Annotated in this window: 22 protein-coding genes; 10 read left to right on the forward strand and 12 right to left on the reverse strand. The window is 70.6% G+C overall.

What is annotated here, in order from left to right; translation table 11 throughout:
* Positions 1-75 precede the first annotated feature (75 nt).
* The 3 genes from pta (at position 76) to pyk (ending at position 4921) form a co-directional block, all read left to right on the forward strand.
* Positions 76-2178 carry a phosphate acetyltransferase gene (gene pta, locus ACZ67Q_RS07825; protein ID WP_471177893.1) on the forward strand — a complete coding sequence of 701 codons (2103 nt, stop codon included), beginning with the start codon at positions 76-78 and terminating at the stop codon, positions 2176-2178.
* The gene (locus ACZ67Q_RS07830) at positions 2175-3377 is read left to right on the forward strand and encodes an acetate kinase (protein WP_471177895.1); all 1203 of its coding nucleotides are present in this window, start codon (positions 2175-2177) and stop codon (positions 3375-3377) included. Before pta ends, ACZ67Q_RS07830 begins: the two co-directional genes overlap by 4 nt.
* A 113-nt stretch (positions 3378-3490) precedes the next feature.
* Complete coding sequence (pyk, locus tag ACZ67Q_RS07835) at positions 3491-4921, forward strand: pyruvate kinase (protein WP_471177896.1); 1431 nt, start codon at positions 3491-3493, stop codon at positions 4919-4921.
* Positions 4922-5013: 92 nt separating this feature from the next.
* On the opposite strand, the gene ACZ67Q_RS07840 is transcribed toward pyk, so the two are convergent.
* The 4 genes from ACZ67Q_RS07840 to ACZ67Q_RS07855 all read right to left on the reverse strand — a co-directional run bounded on the left by ACZ67Q_RS07840 (position 5014) and on the right by ACZ67Q_RS07855 (position 9338).
* Positions 5014-6381 carry a hypothetical protein gene (locus ACZ67Q_RS07840; RefSeq protein ID WP_471177897.1) on the reverse strand — a complete coding sequence of 456 codons (1368 nt, stop codon included), beginning with the start codon at positions 6379-6381 and terminating at the stop codon, positions 5014-5016.
* Positions 6371-6910, reverse strand: a complete 540-nt coding sequence (locus ACZ67Q_RS07845) for a DUF6114 domain-containing protein (RefSeq protein ID WP_471177899.1) — start codon at positions 6908-6910, stop codon at positions 6371-6373. Before ACZ67Q_RS07845 ends, ACZ67Q_RS07840 begins: the two co-directional genes overlap by 11 nt.
* Before the next feature lie 148 nt (positions 6911-7058).
* Entirely contained in the window at positions 7059-7724 is a 666-nt protein-coding gene (locus ACZ67Q_RS07850; RefSeq protein WP_471177900.1) for a DUF6230 family protein, read from the reverse strand.
* A gap of 642 nt (positions 7725-8366) precedes the next feature.
* On the reverse strand, positions 8367-9338 hold the full coding sequence (locus ACZ67Q_RS07855; RefSeq protein WP_471177902.1) for a tetratricopeptide repeat protein: 972 nt from the start codon (positions 9336-9338) through the stop codon (positions 8367-8369).
* A gap of 257 nt (positions 9339-9595) precedes the next feature.
* Here ACZ67Q_RS07855 and ACZ67Q_RS07860 point away from each other — a divergent pair, with 257 nt between their 5' ends.
* Entirely contained in the window at positions 9596-10216 is a 621-nt protein-coding gene (locus ACZ67Q_RS07860) for a TetR/AcrR family transcriptional regulator (RefSeq protein ID WP_471177904.1), read from the forward strand.
* 4 nt (positions 10217-10220) lie between these two features.
* On the opposite strand, the gene ACZ67Q_RS07865 is transcribed toward ACZ67Q_RS07860, so the two are convergent.
* From ACZ67Q_RS07865 to ACZ67Q_RS07880, 4 genes are all read right to left on the reverse strand, one after another.
* Complete coding sequence (locus ACZ67Q_RS07865; RefSeq protein WP_471177906.1) at positions 10221-11921, reverse strand: acyl-CoA mutase large subunit family protein; 1701 nt, start codon at positions 11919-11921, stop codon at positions 10221-10223.
* A 95-nt stretch (positions 11922-12016) separates the two neighbouring features.
* On the reverse strand, positions 12017-12355 hold the full coding sequence (locus tag ACZ67Q_RS07870) for a DUF3817 domain-containing protein (protein ID WP_471177908.1): 339 nt from the start codon (positions 12353-12355) through the stop codon (positions 12017-12019).
* Positions 12356-12432: 77 nt separating this feature from the next.
* Positions 12433-12942 carry a MarR family winged helix-turn-helix transcriptional regulator gene (locus ACZ67Q_RS07875; protein ID WP_471177910.1) on the reverse strand — a complete coding sequence of 170 codons (510 nt, stop codon included), beginning with the start codon at positions 12940-12942 and terminating at the stop codon, positions 12433-12435.
* A gap of 33 nt (positions 12943-12975) precedes the next feature.
* Positions 12976-14238 (reverse strand): MFS transporter, encoded by a 1263-nt coding sequence (locus tag ACZ67Q_RS07880; RefSeq protein WP_471177912.1) that lies wholly within the window; start codon positions 14236-14238, stop codon positions 12976-12978.
* A gap of 86 nt (positions 14239-14324) precedes the next feature.
* Here ACZ67Q_RS07880 and ACZ67Q_RS07885 point away from each other — a divergent pair, with 86 nt between their 5' ends.
* On the forward strand, positions 14325-15308 hold the full coding sequence (locus ACZ67Q_RS07885) for an ArsR/SmtB family transcription factor (protein ID WP_471177914.1): 984 nt from the start codon (positions 14325-14327) through the stop codon (positions 15306-15308).
* A gap of 5 nt (positions 15309-15313) precedes the next feature.
* Here the strand turns inward: ACZ67Q_RS07885 and ACZ67Q_RS07890 are convergent, their stop codons facing one another.
* A complete protein-coding gene (locus ACZ67Q_RS07890; protein ID WP_469810663.1) occupies positions 15314-15610 on the reverse strand; it encodes an MTH1187 family thiamine-binding protein in 297 nt (98 codons plus the stop codon).
* The gene (locus ACZ67Q_RS07895; RefSeq protein WP_471177916.1) at positions 15607-15951 is read right to left on the reverse strand and encodes a DUF3817 domain-containing protein; all 345 of its coding nucleotides are present in this window, start codon (positions 15949-15951) and stop codon (positions 15607-15609) included. The genes ACZ67Q_RS07890 and ACZ67Q_RS07895 overlap by 4 nt, the downstream gene beginning before the upstream one ends.
* Positions 15952-16112: 161 nt before the next feature.
* Between ACZ67Q_RS07895 and ACZ67Q_RS07900 the strand changes: the two genes are divergently transcribed.
* From ACZ67Q_RS07900 to ACZ67Q_RS07915, 4 genes are all read left to right on the forward strand, one after another.
* Entirely contained in the window at positions 16113-16745 is a 633-nt protein-coding gene (locus ACZ67Q_RS07900) for an AIM24 family protein (RefSeq protein WP_471178912.1), read from the forward strand.
* A 1-nt stretch (position 16746) separates the two neighbouring features.
* Entirely contained in the window at positions 16747-17397 is a 651-nt protein-coding gene (locus tag ACZ67Q_RS07905; RefSeq protein WP_471177918.1) for an AIM24 family protein, read from the forward strand.
* Entirely contained in the window at positions 17394-18191 is a 798-nt protein-coding gene (locus ACZ67Q_RS07910) for an AIM24 family protein (RefSeq protein WP_471177920.1), read from the forward strand. The genes ACZ67Q_RS07905 and ACZ67Q_RS07910 overlap by 4 nt, the downstream gene beginning before the upstream one ends.
* A 92-nt stretch (positions 18192-18283) precedes the next feature.
* Positions 18284-18760: a MarR family winged helix-turn-helix transcriptional regulator gene (locus ACZ67Q_RS07915; RefSeq protein WP_361631810.1), complete on the forward strand. Its 477-nt coding sequence runs from the start codon at positions 18284-18286 to the stop codon at positions 18758-18760.
* Positions 18761-18891: 131 nt separating this feature from the next.
* Here the strand turns inward: ACZ67Q_RS07915 and meaB are convergent, their stop codons facing one another.
* A complete protein-coding gene (gene meaB, locus ACZ67Q_RS07920; RefSeq protein ID WP_471177922.1) occupies positions 18892-19848 on the reverse strand; it encodes a methylmalonyl Co-A mutase-associated GTPase MeaB in 957 nt (318 codons plus the stop codon).
* A 43-nt stretch (positions 19849-19891) separates the two neighbouring features.
* Entirely contained in the window at positions 19892-21091 is a 1200-nt protein-coding gene (locus ACZ67Q_RS07925; RefSeq protein ID WP_471177924.1) for an acetyl-CoA C-acetyltransferase, read from the reverse strand.
* A 150-nt stretch (positions 21092-21241) separates the two neighbouring features.
* Here ACZ67Q_RS07925 and mce point away from each other — a divergent pair, with 150 nt between their 5' ends.
* Entirely contained in the window at positions 21242-21682 is a 441-nt protein-coding gene (gene mce, locus ACZ67Q_RS07930) for a methylmalonyl-CoA epimerase (protein WP_471177927.1), read from the forward strand.
* The last annotated feature ends 201 nt before the right edge of the window (positions 21683-21883 follow it).

The following is a 21883-nucleotide window of genomic DNA, read 5'->3' on the forward strand; positions in this document are numbered from 1 at the left end:
ACGGTGGTGTACACGAGACGTAGACCCCCGCAGGCCACACCACACCCCACCTCACAGATGAAACGGAGAGCACACGTGACGCGCAGCGTGTACGTGACCGGTATCGACCGCGGCGACGGCCGCCAGGTCGTGGAGCTGGGGGTCATGGAACTCCTGACCCGGCAGGTCGACCGGGTCGGCGTCTTCCGCCCGCTCGTCCACGACGGGCCGGACCGGCTCTTCGAGCTGCTGCGCGCCCGCTACCGGCTCTCCCAGGACCCGGCGACGGTCTACGGCATGGGGTACGACGAGGCGTCCGCGCTGCAGGCCGAGCGCGGCACCGACGAGCTGGTCGCGGCGCTCGTCGACCGTTTCCACCTGGTCGCCCGCGACTACGACGTCGTGCTGGTCCTCGGCACCGACTTCGCCGACACCCAGCTGCCCGACGAGCTGTCGCTGAACGCGCGCCTGGCCAACGAGTTCGGCGCGTCCGTGATCCCGGTCGTCGGCGGCCGGGGACAGGCGGCGGAGTCGGTGCTGGCCGAGACACGCAACGCCTACCGGGCCTACGACGGCCTGGGCTGCGACGTGCTCGCCATGGTCACCAACCGGGTCGCCCGCGAGGAGCGCGACGCGATCGCGGAACGGCTCGCCGGGCGGCTCCCGGTGCCCTGCTACGTCGTCCCCGACGAGCCCGCGCTCTCCGCGCCGACGGTGTCCCAGATCGCGCACGCGCTCGGCGCGAAGGTGCTGCTCGGCGACGACTCCGGGCTCGCCCGCGACGCCCTGGACTTCGTCTTCGGCGGGGCGATGCTGCCGAACTTCCTCGCCGCTCTGACCCCGGGCTGTCTGGTCGTCACCCCCGGGGACCGCGCCGACCTCGTCGTCGGCTCGCTGGCCGCGCACAGCGCCGGAACCCCGCCGATAGCCGGTGTGCTGCTCACCCTGAACGAGGTCCCGGACGAGGACATACTCACCCTGGCCGCGCGCCTCGCCCCGGGCACCCCGGTGCTGTCGGTGTCCGGCAACAGCTTCCCCACCGCCGCCCAGCTGTTCTCCCTGGAGGGCAAGCTGAACGCGGCCACCCCGCGCAAGGCGGAGCGGGCGCTCGGCCTGTTCGAGCGGTACGTCGACACCGCCGACCTCAACAAGCGGGTCTCGGCGCCGAGCAGCGACCGCGTCACGCCGATGATGTTCGAGCACAAGCTGCTGGAGCAGGCGCGCGCCGACCGGCGCCGGGTGGTGCTGCCCGAGGGCACCGAGGAGCGCGTGCTGCACGCGGCCGAGGTGCTGCTGCGCCGGGGCGTGTGCGACCTGACGCTGCTCGGGCCGGTCGACCAGATCCGCAAGAAGGCCGCCGACCTAGGGATCGACCTCGGCGACACGCAGCTGATCGACCCGGCCACCAGCGAGCTGCGCGACTCCTTCGCCGAGAAGTACGCGGCCCTGCGCGCCCACAAGGGCGTCACCGTGGAGCTGGCCTACGACGTCGTCTCCGACGTGAACTACTTCGGCACGCTGATGGTGTCCGAGGGCCTCGCCGACGGCATGGTGTCCGGCTCGGTGCACTCGACGGCGGCCACCATCCGCCCCGCCTTCGAGATCATCAAGACCAGGCCGGACGCCGCCATCGTGTCATCGGTGTTCTTCATGTGCCTGGCCGACAAGGTGCTGGTCTACGGCGACTGCGCGGTCAACCCCGACCCGAACGCCGAGCAGCTCGCCGACATCGCGATGCAGTCGGCCGTCACGGCCGCGCAGTTCGGCGTCGAGCCGCGGATCGCGATGCTCTCGTACTCCACCGGCACCTCCGGCGCCGGCGCCGACGTCGACAAGGTGCGCGAGGCGACGGAGCTGGCCCGGCTGCGCCGCCCGGATCTGAAGATCGAGGGGCCCATCCAGTACGACGCCGCCGTGGAGCCGTCGGTCGCCGCGACCAAGCTGCCGGGCTCCGAGGTCGCCGGGCAGGCCAGCGTGCTGATCTTCCCCGACCTGAACACCGGCAACAACACCTACAAGGCCGTGCAGCGCTCGGCCGGCGCGATCGCGGTCGGTCCGGTGCTGCAGGGCCTGAACAAGCCCGTCAACGACCTGTCCCGGGGCGCGCTCGTCCAGGACATCGTCAACACCGTCGCCATCACGGCGATCCAGGCCCAGTCCCCCGCCCTGTCCCCCGCAGAGAAGGCTCCCCAGCAGTGACCGGCACCCGCATCCTCGTCCTCAACTCCGGCTCCTCGTCGGTGAAGTACCAGCTGCTCGACATGCGCGACGAGAGCCGGCTGGCCGTGGGCCTGGTCGAGCGCATCGGTGAGCAGACCTCCCGGCTCAAGCACACCCCGCTGACCGGCGGCGAGGCCCGCGAGTTCAACGCCCCGATCGCCGACCACGACGCCGCGCTGAAGGCCGTGGCGGAGGAGCTGGCCAAGGACGGCCTGGGCCTCGACTCCCCGGAGCTGGCCGCGATCGGGCACCGGGTGGTGCACGGCGGGATGTTCTTCACCGAGCCCACCGTCATCGACGACGAGGTGATCGCCGAGATCGAGCGGCTGATCCCGGTCGCGCCGCTGCACAACCCGGCCAACCTCACCGGCATCCGTACCGCGCGGGCGCTGCGCCCGGACCTGCCGCAGGTGGCCGTGTTCGACACGGCGTTCCACACGACCATGCCGGAGTCCGCGGCGCGCTACGCGCTCGACCCGAAGATCGCCGACCGGTACCGCATCCGCCGCTACGGCTTCCACGGCACCTCGCACGCGTACGTCTCCCGGGCGACGGCGAAGCTGCTGGGCAAGGCACCCGAAGAGGTGAATGTGATCGTGCTGCACCTGGGCAACGGCGCGTCGGCGTCGGCCGTGCGGGGCGGTGTGTGCGTGGACACCTCCATGGGGCTGACGCCTTTGGAGGGGCTGGTGATGGGTACGCGTTCCGGTGATCTCGACCCTGCCGTCATCTTCCATTTGGCTCGTGTCGGCGGAATGTCCATGGACGAGATCGACACTCTCCTCAACAAGAGGAGCGGTCTGTTCGGGCTGTGCGGGGACAACGACATGCGGGAGATCCGGCGGCGGATCGACGAGGGCGACGAACAGGCGCGGCTCGCCTTCGACATTTACATTCACCGTCTGAAGAAGTACATCGGCGCCTATTACGCCGTGCTCGGCACGGTCGACGCGGTCGCCTTCACCGCGGGCGTCGGGGAGAACGCGGCGCCGGTGCGGCAGGCGGCGATCGAGGGCCTGGAGAGCCTGGGCCTGGCCGTCGACCCGGACCGCAACGCGGTCCGTGGCGACGAGCCGCGGCTGATCTCTCCGACGGACGCGCGAGTGGCGGTCGCGGTGGTGCCGACGGATGAAGAACTGGAGATCGCGACGCAGACCTACGCACTGGTCGGGCGGTAACGAAATGCGGCTCCGCCGCATGGGAACTGAGCGCACCTGAGCATTCGGGCACTCATTTGTACTTTCCGCCAGACGGAATATTCCGTAGCGAAACAAACCGATAGGATCGCCCCATGCGCCGTTCGAAAATCGTCTGTACTCTCGGCCCCGCGGTCGACTCCCACGAGCAGCTCGTAGCGCTGATCGAAGCCGGCATGAACGTGGCCCGCTTCAACTTCAGCCACGGCACCCATGCCGAGCACCAGAGCCGGTACGACCGGCTGCGTGCCGCGCAGAAGGAGACCGGCCGGGCCATCGGCGTCCTCGCCGACCTGCAGGGTCCGAAGATCCGCCTGGAGACCTTCGCCGAGGGTCCGGTCGAGCTGGAGCGCGGTGACGAGTTCGTCATCACGACCGAGGACGTCCCTGGCGACAAGCAGATCTGCGGCACCACCTACAAGGGCCTGCCCGGCGACGTGGCCAAGGGCGACCAGATCCTGATCAACGACGGCAACGTCGAGCTGAAGGTCATCGAGGTCGAGGGTCCGCGGGTGCGGACGATCGTCATCGAGGGCGGCGTGGTCTCCGACCACAAGGGCATCAACCTGCCCGGCGCCGCCGTGAACGTGCCCGCGCTGAGCGAGAAGGACATCGAGGACCTGCGCTTCGCGCTGCGCATGGGCTGCGACCTGGTCGCGCTGTCCTTCGTCCGTGACGCCAAGGACGTCGGCGACGTCCACCGGATCATGGACGAGGAGGGCCGCCGGGTCCCGGTCATCGCCAAGGTGGAGAAGCCGCAGGCGGTGCAGAACATGGAGGACGTCGTGATGGCGTTCGACGGCGTGATGGTCGCCCGTGGCGACCTGGCCGTCGAGTACCCGCTCGAAAAGGTCCCCATGGTGCAGAAGCGCCTGATCGAGCTGTGCCGGCGCAACGCCAAGCCGGTGATCGTGGCGACCCAGATGATGGAGTCGATGATCACCAACTCCCGTCCGACCCGCGCCGAGGCCTCCGACGTGGCCAACGCGATCCTGGACGGCGCGGACGCGGTCATGCTGTCGGCGGAGTCGAGCGTGGGCGCGTACCCGATCGAGACCGTCAAGACGATGTCGAAGATCGTCTCGGCGGCCGAGCAGGAGCTGCTGAGCAAGGGCCTTCAGCCGCTGGTGCCGGGCAAGAAGCCGCGCACGCAGGGCGGTTCGGTGGCCCGCGCGGCCTGCGAGATCGCCGACTTCCTCGGCGGCAAGGGCCTGATCGCCTTCACCCAGTCCGGCGACACGGCCCGCCGTCTGAGCCGCTACCGCGCGACGCAGCCGATCATCGCGTTCACCACGGACGAGAACACCCGCAACCAGATGACGCTCAGCTGGGGCGTGGAGCCGCACGTGGTGCCGTTCGTGAACAGCACCGACGAGATGGTCGAGCTGGTCGACCAGGAAGTGGTCAAGCTCGGCCGCTTCAACGAGGGCGACGTCGTCGTCATCACGGCCGGCTCCCCGCCCGGCGTCCCCGGCACCACCAACATGGTCCGGGTCCACCACCTGGGCGTCGCGGGCCGCGACTGACCCCGGCACAAAGCCCACAGCCACCGAGGGCGCCCCCTGCGACAGGGGGCGCCCTCGGTGGCTTTGCGGCTCCCGGAGGGGGTCGGGGAAGCTCAGTCGGTGGTGTACAGGTGCATGCCGGGGACGGTGAGCGTGCCGCCGAACTGGGCCGCCTGGACCACCTTCACGTTGGTGAAGTAGATCAGCGGGATGTTCAGCGGCGGCGGGTTGTCCGGGCTGAACGTGATCGGGATCAGGCCGAACAGATTGCCGGAGATCGACTCGGTGTACATGACCGTGTCGCCGTCGCGGATGGTGGACGTGGTGCCCTTGCCGGCCTGGACGTGGTAGGTCTTGCCGGACTGCTTGTCCTTCACCGTCTGGTGCAGGTCGCCGATGTCGGTGCCGCCCGAGATGACGTACTTCAGCACCTTCTTGGTGGTGCCCGAGGCGGTCTTCACCTCGACCACGCCCTGGTAGTCCGCGCTCTTCAGCAGCAGCGAACTGGCCTGGAGGTACCAGGGGTCGTCGGCCACCGTCTTGTTGTCGACGCCGCCCTGGGCGTCGGTGGCGGCCTTGCAGTCCGCGGGGTCCGTCGTGGAGCCGGCCGACGGACTCGGCGACGCGGTGGCCCCGTCGGCCGCCTTCTGCGCCGCGTCCGTGGCGTCCTTGGCCGCGTCGGTCACCTTGTCGGTGGTGTCCTTGACCGTGCCGGCCGCCTTGTCCGTGGTGTCCTTGACCGTCCCGGTGACCTTGTCGGTCGTGTCCTTGACGGTGCCGGTCGCCTGGTCGGTCGTGTCCTTGACCGTGCCGGCCGCCTGGTCGGCGGAGGGCGACGGGGAGGCGGACGGCGTGGAGGTGGCGGTGGGCGAGGGCGTGTTCTTCTGGCCGCCGCCGAGCAGACCGTCGAGCGCGTCGCCGATGTCCTGCAGCAGGTTCTTGTCCGTGGCGGACGGCGACGGGGCGGGCGCCGAGGCGGTGGACCCGCTCTTCGGGGCCGCGGAGGCCGAGGCCGACGGCGTGGGCTGGGCCTTGTCGCCGGAACCTGAATCCGGCGAAGAGGTCTTGTCCGTGCCGGAGTCGGCGGAGCCGGGCGCGCCGGAGTCTCCCCCGTCGGCCGACGGGTCCGGGGTCGCCCCGTCCTTGCCGTCCTGCGCGCCGCCGGCCGCGTCCTTGCTGTCGGAGGCGGAGGGCGACGGGGTGGCTGAGGCGTCCTTGCCGTCCTTGTCGAGGGCGGCGACGCAGTCCTTGTACTCGTCGGCCATCTTCGACGACGAGGGGTTGTTGTCGGCCACGGCGAGCGACGCCGTGAACCCCATGCCCATCAGGACCGCCGTGGGCATCGCCACGCTGGCTATCGCCCGGCCGGCCGGCATGTGGAACCTGGTGAACAGCGGCTTCTTGGGGGCCGCATGACGCGGACCGGTTCTCCCACGGAACGCCTCAGCGTCAGTCCCGCGGGTCACCTCGTCAGCCGGCACTGTGCCTCCCGTTCGCCCCGTTGGCCGGGCTCGTTCCTGACAGATCGTTCGGTTCGCCCGCCCCGTCCGGCGTCTGGCCGTAGCCGTCCTCGGGAGCGTCGGCGCCGGCCTCTTCGGCCCGCTCCCGCTTCGCCGGCCCGCCCGGCGCCCACGACACGGCCATGGCCCCGCCGATCAGCGAGAACAGGAAGCCCACGACGAAGCCGCCGAAGTTGGACACGGGGAGCGACACCAGCGCGAGCAGGATCGAGGCGACACCCGCGAAGACCCGGATGTGCTTCTGGAACCACAGGCTGATGCCCAGGACGACCAGCAGCACACCGATGATCAGCGAGCCGGCTCCGGCGGTGGTGGCCATGGCCAGCGTCAGATGGCCCACCTGCAGGTGTGCGTACGGAAAGTACATGATCGGAAAGCCACCGAGCATGACGAACAGTCCGGCCCAGAACGGCCGGGTGCCCCGCCAGGCGCGGAACTGCAGCCTCCGGCGGGTGAACTGGCCGGGTGCGGCAGAAGTCTCGGCGCTCATAGGAAAACAGCTCCCTGGTGCGGCATCGCTGTGGTGGGGATGTGGTGCGAGTGTGGGGGGTGTGGGTTACGCGGGCCCGGTGTGCACACGGCCCGGGAGCGGACGGGCGGGAGGCGCCTGAAGGCTCCCCCCGCCCGTCACGCTGTGCCTAGTAGCACTCGTGGGCGCCCGTCTGCAGCTTCATCTTCAGACCGGGCAGCGTGAAGGTTCCGGCCGTGGTCGCCCACGCCGTCTGCTGCACGCCGTACAGGTCGGCGCTCGTGGCCTGCTGGGCGAACCCGTACGGGTTGGCCTGCTCCTTGCCGCCCGCCATGCCGGGACCCTTGCCGCCCTTGTCGGCGCCGGTCTCGCCCGCCGGGACACCGATGTCGATGCCGTGGAACTCGGCACCGCCGGTCGTCTCGAGGTCGGCGACGTCGATGTACAGGCGGTCCGCCGAGACCTGCTTCTTCTCGTCGTCGCTGTTGCCCGCCGACAGGGTCAGGGTGACCGACCCGAGCAGCGGGATGTTCGGCGTGACGACGGACTGGCACAGGTTCTTGATGGTCGCGGACTTGAAGCCCGACACCGCCACCGGGTGCGCCGTCTTCTCACCACTGAGGGTGTACCCGGAGTCGATCGCGCCGTACTGCTCGAAACCCTTGCCGTGCAGCTCGTCGGCGGTGACCTTGAACGACTGCCCCGACACACTGAACGACGCGGCCAGCGCGCCCTGTGCCAGGGCGACGCCTATGGCAGCCGTGGCGGCCACGCTGGGCACCATGACCACAGCGAACCGCTTCCATCTGGTCCCGCCACGCACCTGGGACTCCATATTTCCTCCTTCTCGGACGTACATCTCCTGACCACCTGGCCCCCTCTACGGCGGCTCACCGGGCAGGGATGGGAGAAGTGCTACGTCCTCGGGAAGGAGCGCCCGCGCTCGGTGGCGCTGGTACGCGCCCGAATCACCGGCGATCACCCCCGAGCGACAACCACTGGTCGCGCCTGACACGCATCACGCACAACCTTGCTGGACAGGCTTCGCCGTGGCGAAGACCCCCCTGTCCAAGAGCCGGCGCCACTGCCGCCGGCTCTGCTCGGTGGGGACCCAGGAAGTCCCGTGACCCGATTGGCTGTCGGGCTGCGGGAATGGACCGAGCGTCGCCGATCGTGGTGCATTCTCGCCGCCGACACAAGGGGGTTCGTTACTCGCTAGTAACGGCCGGATCACCGCTCGGCGACCCAGAGGTCTCGGGCGGCGACACAGGGTGGCTCCGGGTGCGGGGACAAAACCGTTGATCGCTGGACAGAATCCGACAGAACCACTGCCTGGACTTACTCGCAGTAACAGCGGCCGCGATTACCAAGATTTGGTAAAGCGCGGCCGCGATGGAGGCGTCTCGGCGAACTTTTCACCCGGGCATCACATGCCCGGGCGTTTAGCGACTGGTCGGGGGACGGGTCCTCAGGCGGCTCAGAACAGGGCCCGCGCCAGCGCCCGCCGCGCCGCGGTCACCCGCGGATCGTCGGCCCCGACGACCTCGAACAGCTCCAGCATCCGCAGCCGTACGGCCTCGCGGTCGTCGCCCACCGTGCGCTGCACCGTGTCGACCAGGCGCCCGAAGGCGTCCTCGACGTGACCGCCCACCAGATCCAGGTCGGCGGCGGCGATCTGCGCCTGCACGTCGGCCGGCTTCTCGGCGGCGTCCTTGCGGACCTGCTGCGGGTCGAGGTTCTGCACCCGCTGAAGCAACTCGGCCTGCGCCAGGCCCAGTTTGGCTTCCGGGTGGGCCGGGTCGTCGGCCAGTACGTTCTGGTACGCCCGGATCGCCCCGGCCATGTCGCCCGCGTCCAGCGCCTGCGCGGCGGCGTTCAGCGCGGCGTCGTAGGGCCCCTCGGCCGGCGCCTGGACAGGCGCGCCGCCCGGCTCGGCCTCGGGGTCGACGGTCAGGCCGGTGATGCCGAAGCGCTGCTCGGCGACGGCCACCAGCTGCTCGAAGGTCTGGCGGATCTGCTCCTCGCCGGCCGCACCCTGGAAGAGCGGCAGCGCCTGGCCGGCGACGACGGCGAAGACGGCCGGGATTCCCTGGATGCCGAACTGCTGCATCAGCATCTGGTTGGCGTCGACGTCGATCTTGGCGAGCACGAGCCGGCCGTTGTACTCGACGATGAGGCGCTCGATCAGCGGGCTCAGCTGCTTGCAGGGCTGACACCACTCCGCCCAGAAGTCGATGACGACCGGCACCTCGGCCGACCGCTGCACGACATCCCGCTCGAATCCGGCCTCATCGACGTCGAAGACGAGGTCGGCGGGGGAGACGGCACCCGTCCCGCCCTGCCGCGCCGCTTCCGCGCGCGCCTGCTCGGCCTTGGCCTTGGCCTCCTGGGCCGCCTTCACCGCGGCGAGGTCGACGACGCCGCTCATGGACATGTTCCGTGGCTGCATGCGTCTATCCTCCCCCGTCCAGGTGCCTGCGTGAAAAACGATGTGAAAAGCCGGGCCCGCCCGATGTGTACGGAGCCGGACCGGCGATGTCTGTTCGGCGCCGGGTCCCCACCCACGCGCCGGTGGTCGTCGCCCGTGTACGTCCCTCACGAGCTTTCGCTACGAGTCGTAGCGTAATGCCATCGGAGGTCCGCGCGACACCACCCCCCGGTGATCTCCCTCACGACGGCGCCGGAACGGCCGGATATGGTCGTCGTATGCCGAGCCGCTCCCCCGCCGCCCGCCCCGGCCGTCCGCGCAGTGCCGCCGCGGACGCCGCGATCCTGGCGGCGACGCGCGAGGCGCTGGTCGAACTGGGCTGGTCCAAACTCACGTTGGGAGACGTGGCCACCCGCGCCGGGGTTGCGAAAACGACTCTTTACCGCCGCTGGTCGGGCAAGAACGAACTGGTGGTCGACGCGGTCGCGGAACTCTTCGACGAACTCCGGCTGCCCGACAGCGGCAGCCTTGCCTCAGACATCGAGGGCGTGGTGCTCCAGTTCGCCGCGATCCTCGCCCGACCGGAGGCCAAGAGCGGCCTGATGGCGGTGGTGGCGGAGTCGACCCGGGACGACGCCCTGCGCCTGCGCATCCGCGAGTCCATCGTGGAACGCCAGAAACGGCTCGTCCTGGAGGGCCGCGCCCGCGCCCAGCAACGCGGCGAGCTGCCCCCCGAGAGCGATCCCCGGGAGGCAGCCCGCACGGCCGACCTCATCTTCGACGTGGTGGCGGGCGCGGTGGTGCACCGCACCCTGGTCAGCGCGGAGCCGGCGGACGAGGAATGGGTCCGCAGCTTCACCCGCGTACTGCTGCTGGGGCTGAAGGAGTCAGCGGGCTAGCGGGCTAGAAGCCCGCCGGCTCGGTGTACACCCCCCACTCGTCCCGCAGGACCCCGCAGATCTCGCCCAGCGTCGCCTCGGCGCGCACGGCGTCCAGCATCGGCTCGATCATGTTCGCGCCCGAGCGGGCCGCGGCCAGCATGGCGTCGAGCGCCGCACGCACCGCGGACTCGTCCCGCGCCGTCTTGCGCTCGGCGAGCACCCGCACCTGCTCGCGCTCCACTTCGTGGCTCACCCGCAGGATCTCCAGGTCGCCGGTCACGGATCCGGTGTGGACGTTGACGCCCACGACCCGCTTCTCGCCCTTCTCCAGCGACTGCTGGTAGCGGAAGGCGGACTCGGCGATCTCGCCGGTGAACCAGCCGTCCTCGATCCCGCGCAGGATGCCGGAGGTGATCGGCCCGATCGGGTGCTGCCCGTCCGGGTGCGCCCGCAGGCCCCGCTCCTTGATCTGGTCGAAGATCTTCTCGGCGTCGGCCTCGATCCGGTCGGTGAGCTGCTCGACGTACCACGAACCGCCCAGCGGGTCGGCCACGTTGGCGACGCCGGTCTCCTCCATCAGCACCTGCTGTGTGCGCAGCGCGATCTCCGCCGCCTGCTCGCTCGGCAGCGCGAGGGTCTCGTCGAGCGCGTTGGTGTGCAGCGAGTTGGTGCCGCCGAGGACCGCGGCGAGCGCCTCCACGGCCGTCCGCACGACGTTGTTGTACGGCTGCTGGGCGGTCAGCGACACACCGGCGGTCTGCGTGTGGAAGCGCAGCCACTGCGACTTCTCGCTCCGCGCGCCGTAGACGTCCCGCATCCACCGCGCCCAGATCCGGCGCGCCGCGCGGAACTTGGCGATCTCCTCGAAGAAGTCGACGTGCGCGTCGAAGAAGAAGGACAGACCGGGCGCGAACACGTCCACGTCCAGCCCGCGCGAGAGCCCGAGCTCGACGTAGCCGAAGCCGTCCGCCAGCGTGTACGCCAGCTCCTGCGCGGCCGTCGCGCCGGCCTCGCGGATGTGGTAGCCGGAGACGGACAGCGGCTTGTAGGCGGGAATCTTCGCGCTGGTGTACTCCATCAGGTCGCCGATGAGGCGCAGATGGGGCTCGGGCTGGAAGAGCCACTCCTTCTGGGCGATGTACTCCTTGAAGATGTCGGTCTGGAGCGTGCCGTTGAGCACGCCCGGGTCGACACCCTGCCGCTCGGCGGCGACGAGGTACATGCAGAACACGGGCACGGCGGGGCCGCTGATGGTCATGGAGGTGGTGACGTCCCCGAGCGGGATGTCCTTGAACAGCACCTCCATGTCTGCCGCGGAGTCGATGGCGACGCCGCAGTGCCCGACCTCGCCGAGCGAGCGCGGGTCGTCGGAGTCGCGGCCCATGAGCGTCGGCATGTCGAAGGCGACGGACAGGCCGCCGCCGCCGTTGCCGAGGATCATCTTGTAGCGCTCGTTGGTCTGCTCGGCGTTGCCGAACCCGGCGAACTGCCGGATGGTCCACGTCCGCCCTCGGTAGCCGGTCGGGTACAGACCGCGCGTGAAGGGGTACTCCCCGGGCCAGCCGATCCGCTCGAAGCCCTCGTACGTGTCCCCCGGCCGGGGGCCGTACACCGGCTCCACCGGGTCGCCGGAGAGCGTGGTGAAGTCAGCGTCGCGCTTGCGTGCGGCGTCGTACCGGGCCTGCCAGCGTCGGCGGCCCTCCTCGATGGCGTCAGCGTCCATACCCTCGAATTTACTAGGACGTCCTAGTAAATGTCGATGGCTGACCGCCGTACGGATGCACGGCGGTGGCGGCCGAAGCCGGACGAACGGCGGCGTTACGCCTTGGCGGCGGCGGGGACCGGGTCGCCGGCCTTGGCCTCCAGCTCCCGGCTGACCTTGCGCTCGACGAAGAAGGCGGCCGTCGGGATGGTGCCCGCGATCAGTACCCACAGCTGCTTGCCTACCGGCCACTTCGCCTTGGAACCGAGGTCGAACGCGAAGATCAGGTAGATGACGTACAGCCAGCCGTGCGCGATGCCGACGACCCGGACGAAGCTGTCGGCCCCGTCCATGTGGATCCCGTACTTGGCGACGCAGCCGAGGGTCAGCAGGACCAGCAGCACGCCGGTGACGTAGGCCATGACGCGGTAGCGGGTCAGCACGCTCTTCTTCATGGCTTCGAGCGTAACCGCCCGTTGTGGGAGATCTTGCCCGGGGTCACCTGCTCCGGGCCCTCGGGCGCGCCGGACGCCTACTCCCCATCGAAGTCCTTCGCCGCGATCCGCAGCGGGCGCAGCAGTGCGAAGATCTCGCCGCACTCCTCCGCGTCGTACGCGCCGAGACCGAAGTCCATCGCCATCAGGTCGCGGGTGGCGGCCTCGACGACCTCGCGGCCCTTGCCGGTGATGGAGGCGAGGGTGCCACGGCCGTCGTTGGGATTGGGCCGCTTGGCCACCAGACCTGACCTGACCAGGCGGTCCACCGTGTTCGTCACGGACGTGGGGTGCACCATGAGGCGCTCCCCGATCTTGGACATCGGCAGCTCGCCCTCCTTGGAGAAGGTGAGCAGCACCAGCGCCTCGTAGCGCGCGAACGTCAGCCCGTACGGCTTGACCACCGCGTCCACCTCGGCGAGCAGGATCTGGTGCGCGCGCATGATGGACGTGATCGCGGCCATGGCCGGCACGTTGCCCCAGCGCTGCTTCCACAGCTCGTCGGCGCGGGCGATGGGGTCGAACGGGAGGCTGAGAGGCTTGGGCACGTCATCAGACCCTACCCGTCGGTCATATGGCGGTCAGCTCTGTCTCGCCTTTCGGTCGTCCGCCGCCTCGCTCGCCCGCCCGCGCGTCCGGCGCGCCTCGGCCGCCAGCAGGACGCAGACCGCCGTACCCGCCACGCCCGCTCCCGCGACGGTCGCCGTGACCCCGGCGAACTCGGCCACCACGCCGGCCAGTGCCATGCCCACGCCCTGGAAGGTCATCAGACCCGCCGTGAGCAGGGTCATCGCCCGCCCCCGCAGCTCCTCGGGCACGTCCCGCACCAGCCACTGGTCGAGGCCCAGGGTGTACGCCGCGCCGGCCCCGGAGACCACCAGCAACAGCAGGGTGACCGCGAGGCCCGGGCGCAGGGCGTATCCGGCGTACGGCAGCAGGGTCGCGCAGACCAGCGGCAGCGCGATCCGCTCGCGCACGGCGGGGCGCAGCCGTGCGCCGGCGAAGAGCTCGCCGGCGATCGTGCCGACCGGCAGCGCGCACATCAGCAGGCCGAGGCCCACCGAGCCGGCGCCCAGCTCCGCGGCGTACGGCGCGGCCAGCGCCTCGGGCGCGACGGAGAACACCGGCGGGAGCCAGAACAGGAGCAACAGCACCCTCAGCCTGCGGTGCGCGAGCACCTGGCGCGCGCCGCGCAGCGAGTCGGCGACCAGCGCCCCGCCGGCGCGCGCCCGCGCGGGCCGGCGCCGGGTGCCGAGGCGCAGCAGGGCCGCGGAACCGAGGAAGCCGGCGACGGTGATGAGCAGCGCGTGCCGCGGCGACACGGCGGTGAGCAGGACGCCTCCGACGCCGAACCCGGTGAGCAGGGCGCTCTGCGACACGATCCGCAGCAGGGAGCGGCCCAGCACGAACAGGTCGCCGTCACCCAGGATGTCGGCGAGCGTGGCCGTCCGGGTGCCCTGGAAGACCGGCGCGACGACGGCGAGGGCGCAGCGCAGCCCCAGCAGCACGGCGATCCCGGTGCCGGGGGCCGCCATCGGGGCCACACAGGCCGCGCACACCAGGTCGCACACCACCAGCACCCGCCGGGCCGGGTGGCGGTCGGCGAGGGAGGCGAGCAGTGTCCCGCCGACCAGGTAGGGCAGGAACCCGAGCGCGAAGGCGAGGGCGCTGAGCAGCGGCGAGCCGGTCCGCTCGTAGACCAGGACGGACAGGGCGATCTCGGCGACGACGAGTCCCAGCAGGGACAGGGCGTGCGCGGCGAAGACGGCGCGGAACTCACGGACGGCGAAGAGGTCGCGGTAGCCGACGGGCGCGGCGACGGCGGCCGGGGACTGTTCGGGCATGCGCAGCAGGGTCGCCGGGCGGCGGGGGCCGCCCGTAGCCTTTCGGCTGTCGCCGAATCTTCCTCTCACCCCTCCCGGAGGTGTCCGTGCCGTCCCGTCTGCACTTCGGGGAGGACGACTTCCTGCGCTGCCGGTTCGCCCTGTCGCCGCTGTGGGAGACGCAGGAGGTCGTCCGCACGCTCAAGCGGACCGAGCGGCACGGCTACCACGCCCAGTGGCTGCGCAGGATCCGTGCGGCGGCGAGCGGGCTCGACCTGAGCGCGCTGTGGCTGCTGATGCCGCGCCGCGGCCACTGCCCGGACTGGCTGTGCCCGCCGCCCCTCGGCCCGGCGGCCGGGTTCGAGGAGGAGATCGCCGCGGTGCGCGCGGCCGACCCGGTGGCCGCGCGCGCCGACACCGCCCGTTCCCTCGCGGACACCCCGGGCGCCCTGGAGTCGGCGCGGGGCCGGGCGTGGCTCGCGGATCCGGAGCGGATGGTGCGGGAGCTGGCGGATGCCATGGAGGAGGTGTGGCGCACCCTTGTGGCGCCGGACTGGCCGCGGTTGCGGGCGCTGCTGGAGGCCGACATCGCCTTCCACTCCCGGCGGCTGGCCGAGGTGGGCCTGGGCGGGCTGCTGCCGGAGATCAACCGGGGGTGCGGCTGGCACGCCGGGACGCTCACGGTGGAGTACCGCGGCGAGCACGAGCGGCACCTCGGCGGGCAGGGCCTGGTCCTGATGCCGAGCGTCTTCGTCTGGCCGGACGTGGTCAGCACGTTCGAGCCTCCCTGGCAGCCGACGCTCGTCTATCCCGCGCGGGGCATCGGCGGTCTGTGGGCGGAGCCGGCCAGGCGGGCGCCCGAGGCGCTGGCGCGGCTGCTCGGCCGGGGCCGGGCCGCCGTCCTCGCGGCCCTGGACGACCCGGCGACGACCACCGCCCTGGCCCACCGCCTGGGGCTGGCCCCGTCGTCGGTCTCCGCCCACCTGACGACGTTGCGGGACGCCGGGCTGCTGGTGGCGCGGCGCTACGGCCATCAGGTGCTGTACGAGCGGACCCCGCTGGGGATGGCGCTGGCGGCGGGCGGGGACTGAGGGGGCTACTCGGCGGCCAGGTGCCGCTCGACCGTCTCCACCTTGGAGGTGAGGCCGTCGCTCACGCCGGGGCGGATGTCCGCCTTGAGGACCACGGAGACGCGCGGGGCGCGTGCCTCGACGGCGGCGACGGCGCGCTTGACGACGTCCATGACCTCGTCCCACTCGCCCTCGACGGAGGTGAACATGGCGTCGGTGCGGTTGGGCAGCCCGGACTCGCGGACCACGCGGACGGCGTCGGCGACGTACTCCCCCACGTCCTCGCCGACGCCGAGGGGCGTCACGGAGAAGGCGACGATCATGCGTTCACCACGCCTTCCTGGCGCGCCCGGGCGGCGATCACGGCGTCCTCGGCCTCGCGGCGCAGCTTGCGCTCGGCGAAGAAGCCGCCGGTGGGCAGCACCGAGAGCAGGAAGTAGAGCGCGGCGGTCTTCAGCGGCCACTTGGCGCGGTTCCAGGCGTCCGCCCAGAAGAGCACGTACAGCACGAACAGCACGCCGTGGACCATGCCCATGACCGGGACCGCGTCGAAGTCCGTGGTCCGCTTCAGCACCGAGCAGACGAGCAGGATGAGGAAGGACACGGCCTCGGGTGCGGAGACCAGGCGGAGGCGGCGGAGGGCGGTGGCGGTCTTGATGTCCACGGGTCACCTTCGGTCGGGAGTTGCGGCTGCCGTTTGTGAACGCACGCACAAGCGTTCCCCCATTGTGGCAAACCGCGCCCGTAGGGGTCCGCTCAGGGTCGCTCTCCCTCCACGGGTGCTGTCCTGCCCCTCCGCCTGCCCGCTACTTTCCTTGCGTGGCGATGTTCCGACTGCAAGGCAGCAAGGTGCTCGCCGTCGACATGACCGGGGACGCCGTGAAGGCGAAGAACGGCTCGATGGTCGCGTACGACGGGCAGATGGCGTTCAAGAAGCTCACGGGGGGCGGTGAGGGTCTGCGGGGCATGGTGACCCGGCGGCTCACCGGCGAGCAGATGACGGTGATGGAGGTGAGGGGGCAGGGGACCTGCTGGTTCGCCGACCGTGCGTCGGAGATCAACCTGGTGACCCTCCAGGGGGACACGCTGTACGTCGAGTCGAGCAATCTGCTCGCGACCGACGCCGGCCTGAGGACGGGCACGACGTTCACGGGGCTGCGCGGGGCCACGCAGGGCAACGGGCTGTTCACGACCACGGTCGAGGGGCGCGGGCAGGCGGCGATCACCTCCGACGGCCCGGCGGTGGTGCTGCGGGTGTCGCCGCAGTACCCGCTGAGCGTCGACCCGGGCGCCTATGTCGCCCACCAGGGGAACCTGCGCCAGTCCTTCCAGTCCGGTGTGACGTTCCGCACGTTGATGGGCGAGGGCGGCGGCGAGGCCTTCCAGATCCGCTTCGAGGGGGACGGGCTGGTGTACGTGCAGCCGAGCGAGCGCAACACGATCGCGGGGGACGTCTGAGATGACCTTCCGTGAGATCAACTCCAAGATGGTCGAGGCGACCGTGGTGCCCGGGCAGCGGCTGTACAGCCAGCGCGGCGCGATGCTCGCCTACCGGGGCGACGTGAGCTTCACGCCCAACGTCCAGGGCGGCCAGGGCGGGGTCATGTCGATGATCGGGCGGCGCATCGCGAACGAGGCGACGCCGCTGATGACGGTCGAGGGCAGCGGCACCGTGCTGTTCGGGCACGGCGGCCACCACGTCCAGCTCATCCACCTCACCGGCGACACGCTGTACGTCGAGGCCGACCGGCTGCTCGCCTTCGAGGGCACCCTGACGCAGGGCACGGTGTTCCTGGGCGCGCAGGGCGGCGTCATGGGCATGGTCCGGGGCCAGGTCAGCGGCCAGGGGCTCTTCACCACGACACTCAAGGGGCACGGCGCGGTCGCCGTGATGGCGCACGGCGGCGTCTTCGAGATCCCGATCACCCCGCAGCGGCCCGTGCACGTCGACCCGCAGGCCTACGTCGCCCACCACGGCGACGTACGCAACAAGCTGTCCACCGCCCTCGGCTGGCGGGACATGGTGGGCCGCGGCTCCGGGGAGGCGTTCCAGCTGGAGCTGAGCGGCAGCGGTGCGGTCTACGTCCAGGCCTCGGAGGAGAAGCTGTGAGCACCCCCTACGGCGCCGGGCCGGTCGTGCACGACCCGTCGACCCTGCCCGCCGACGACAACGTCAACGCGTACACCTTCTGCGTGGAGCTCAAGGGGAGCCAGTGGTTCCTGCAGAAGGGGAAGATGATCGCCTACTACGGGGCGATCGAGTTCAACGGCGTAGGGCACGGCCGGCTGGACCGTCTGGTGCGTACCTCGTTCCATTCGCCTCTGCACGCGAGCGACTGGGTGGTGGCCGCCGGCTCGGGCAAGATGCTGCTCGCCGACCGGGCCTTCGATGTCAACTCCTACGACCTGGATGACGGCAATCTGACCATTCGCTCCGGCAACCTGCTCGCTTTTCAGCCAACTCTGTCGCTCAAGCAGTCGATCGTGCCGGGCTTTCTGACGCTGATCGGAACCGGAAAGTTCGTGGCCGCATCTAACGGGCCGGTGGTGTTCATGGAACCCCCGATCCGGGTGGACCCGCAGGCGCTCGTCGGGTGGGCCGACTGCCCGTCCCCGTGCCATCACTACGACCACGGGTATCTGACGGGTGTATGGGGCGGTCTACGTGCGATGACGGGCCTCGGCGGGGTGTCCGGAGAGGAGCATCAGTTCGAGTTCGTGGGCGCCGGCACGGTCCTTCTGCAGTCGACCGAGACACTCATGGCCGAGCAGGCCACGGGGGCGGTTCCACCGGAACCCGGGGTACCCGGGGGAGGCGGGGCGCACGGTCCGGCCGGAGGGCAGTCCGGGGTACCGCGCCTTCCCGGACAGCTGGGCGACCTCCAGCGTCGCTTCGGGCTGTGAGCGGTAGTCTGCGGAGTGTGACGTCGAACGCGTGCGCACAGTCACACCACCCTCAGTAGTTCGCCTTTCAACTTCTTAGGTAGACTTCATTCATGGAGACCGAGACGGCCACGCGGTGGCTGACGGATGCGGAGCAGTGTGCCTGGCGTACCCATCTGGAGGTCAACAGGCTGCTGACGTACCAGCTCGAAAAGGATCTGCAGCCGTTCGGCCTGACGATGAACGACTACGAGATCCTGGTGAATCTCTCCGAGTCGGAGGACCGGCGGATGCGGATGAGTGACCTCGCCTCCGCCACGCTCCAGTCCAAGAGCCGGCTCTCCCACCAGATCACGCGCATGGAGAACGCCGACCTCGTGCGCCGGGAGAACTGCGAGTCCGACCGGCGCGGGCTGTACGCCGTACTCACCGAGCACGGCATGGAGACGATGAAGAAGGTCGCACCCCACCACGTGGACTCGGTGCGCCGCCACTTCATCGACCTGCTGTCCCCGGAGGCCCTGACGGAACTGGACAAGTCCCTCAGGCCCATCGCCGACCACTTGCGAACGCAACGCGGCCGCCCCTGAGCGAACGCGACGGTGGCTGGCCGCAAGGGTGCCCCGAACGCCGAGAGAGGCGCGGGGACCGTGCGACCAGCCACCGATCAGCCGCACCCGCCGAACGACGGACCGGGCCGATCTCATGCGCGCACGCGGCGTCAGCCCTCCGTGAGACCGGCGACCAGCTCGTCCGCCGCCCGGTAGGGATCCATCTCCCCGGCGACGATGCGTTCCGCAAGCGTCGGCAGGTGGCTGTCCCCGTGCAGGTCACCGATCCGCTCCCGCAGCGCCGTCACCGCGATGGTCTCGACCTCGCGGGCGGCCCGCGCACGCCGGCGCTCGGCGAGCACCCCGTGCTCCTCCATCCACGCCCGGTGCTTCTCGAGGGCCTCCACGACCTCGTCGACGCCCTCCGCGCGCGCGGCCACCGTCTTGACGATCGGCGGGCGCCAGTCCCCCGGCCCGCGGGCCTCGCCGAGGCCCAGCATGTGGTTCAGCTCCCGCGCGGTGGCGTCGGCGCCGTCACGGTCCGCCTTGTTGACGACGTACACGTCGCCGATCTCCAGGATTCCGGCCTTCGCGGCCTGGATGCCGTCGCCCATGCCGGGGGCCAGCAGGACGACGGAGGTGTCGGCCTGCGAGGCGATCTCCACCTCCGACTGGCCCACGCCGACCGTCTCCACGAGGATCACGTCGCAGCCCGCCGCGTCGAGGACGCGGATGGCCTGCGGCGCGGCCCAGGCGAGGCCGCCCAGATGGCCCCGGGTGGCCATGGAGCGGATGTAGACGCCGGGGTCGGAGGCGTGGTCCGACATCCGCACCCGGTCGCCGAGCAGGGCACCGCCCGAGAAGGGCGAGGAGGGGTCGACGGCCAGGACGCCGACCCGCTTGCCCTGCTTGCGGTACGCCGTGACCAGCGCGGAGGTGGAGGTGGACTTGCCGACGCCGGGCGAGCCGGTGAGGCCGACGACATAGGCGTTGCCGGTCAGCGGGGCCAGCGCCGCCATGACCTCCCTCAGCTGCGGGGACGCCCCCTCCACCAGGGAGATCAGCCGGGCCACGGCACGCGGCCGGCCTTCCCTGGCCTGGGCCACCAGCGAGGAGACGTCCTGCATCACAGCTCCGTTCAGATCAGGATCGTACGAATATACGGACTGCTCAGGCCTTGGGTACCCGCACGATCAGCGCGTCACCCTGGCCGCCACCGCCGCACAGCGCGGCCGCGCCGACCCCGCCGCCCCGGCGCTTGAGCTCCAGCGCCAGGTGCAGCACCAGGCGGGCGCCGGACATGCCGATCGGGTGACCGAGCGCGATGGCGCCGCCGTTGACGTTCACCTTTTCCGTGGACACCCCGAGGTCCTTCATTGACTGCACGGCGACCGCCGCGAAGGCCTCGTTGATCTCGATGAGGTCGAGGTCGGAGACCTCAAGGCCCTCCTTCTTCAGGGCGTGCGCGATCGCGTTCGACGGCTGCGACTGCAACGAGTTGTCCGGACCGGCGACGTTGCCGTGGGCGCCGATCTCGGCGATCCAGTCCAGGCCCAGCTCCTCGGCCTTGGCCTTGCTCATCACGACCACGGCGGCCGCGCCGTCGGAGATCTGCGAGGAGGTGCCGGCCGTGATCGTGCCGTCCTTGGAGAACGCCGGACGCAGCTTGCCGAGGGACTCGGCCGTGGTGTCGGCGCGGATGCCCTCGTCCTTGCTGAACAGGACCGGGTCGCCCTTGCGCTGCGGGATCTCCACCGGAGTGATCTCGGCTTCGAAGACGCCGTTCTTCTGCGCGGCGGCGGCCCGCTGGTGGGACAGGGCGGCGATCTCGTCCTGCTCGGCGCGGCCGATGCCGAGGCGGGTGTTGTGCTTCTCGGTGGACTCGCCCATGGGGATGTTCTCCCACGGGTCGGTCAGGCCGTCGTAGGCCATCGCGTCCAGCATCTGCACCGCGCCGTACTTGAAGCCGTCACGGGACTTCGGCAGCAGGTGGGGGGCGTTGGTCATGGACTCCTGACCGCCCGCGACGATGATGTCGAACTCGCCGGCCCGGATCAGCTGGTCCGCGAGCGCGATGGCGTCGAGACCGGACAGACACACCTTGTTGATGGTGAGCGCCGGGACGTTCATGGGGATGCCCGCCTTGACGGCCGCCTGGCGCGCCGGGATCTGGCCCGCGCCGGCCTGGAGCACCTGGCCCATGATCACGTACTGCACCTGGTCGCCGCCGATCCCCGCGCGGTCGAGGGCGGCCTTGATCGCGAAGCCGCCGAGGTCGGCTCCGGAGAAGGACTTCAGAGAGCCCAGCAGCCGCCCCATGGGCGTCCGCGCCCCCGAGACGATCACCGAGCTGTTCGTTGCAGTTGCCATGAGCTGCGATCCCCTTACCGGCCTGCACGACCGAGGAGTGAACGAGGGTTTACTTCGAATGTACTGAGTGGCACTCCGTGCCGTCACCGGGCCGCCGGTGTGATCGCGCGCACGTTGCGTAACCACCGGGTCCGCGCTCCACTGACAAGCATGCTGACGCGAATCGACCACATCGGGATCGCCTGCCACGACCTCGACGCCACCGTCGAGTTCTACCGGGCCACCTACGGCTTCGAGGTGTTCCACACCGAGGTCAACGAGGAGCAGGGCGTGCGCGAGGCCATGCTCAAGATCAACGAGACGTCCGACGGGGGTGCCTCCTACCTCCAGCTGCTCGAACCGACCCGCGAGGACTCCGCGGTCGGCAAGTGGCTCGCGAAGAACGGCGAGGGCGTCCACCACATCGCCTTCGGTACCGCGGACGTGGACGCCGACTCCGAGGCCATCCGCGGCAAGGGCGTCCGCGTGCTCTACGACCAGCCGCGCATCGGCTCCATGGGCTCGCGGATCACCTTCCTGCACCCCAAGGACTGCCATGGCGTCCTGACAGAACTGGTCACTTCGGCCCCCGTTGAGTCGGACGAGCACTGACCCTCGTACATAAGGGCCGGTAGGGTTGGGTGCGGTCGCCGCCCAACCCTGCGGCGACCCGGTCCCTCCGTCACCGGCGGGACCAGTCCGGGGTCCGGTTCAGGGGGGCGAGCGACGGGGCAGCAGCCCATGCTCCGCCGTTGATCTGACACCATTCACCCGGGGGCCCCGTTCGGCGGATGGACGGTGCTCGTTGGAGAG

Source organism: Streptomyces sp. NPDC036813, assembly GCF_055609245.1.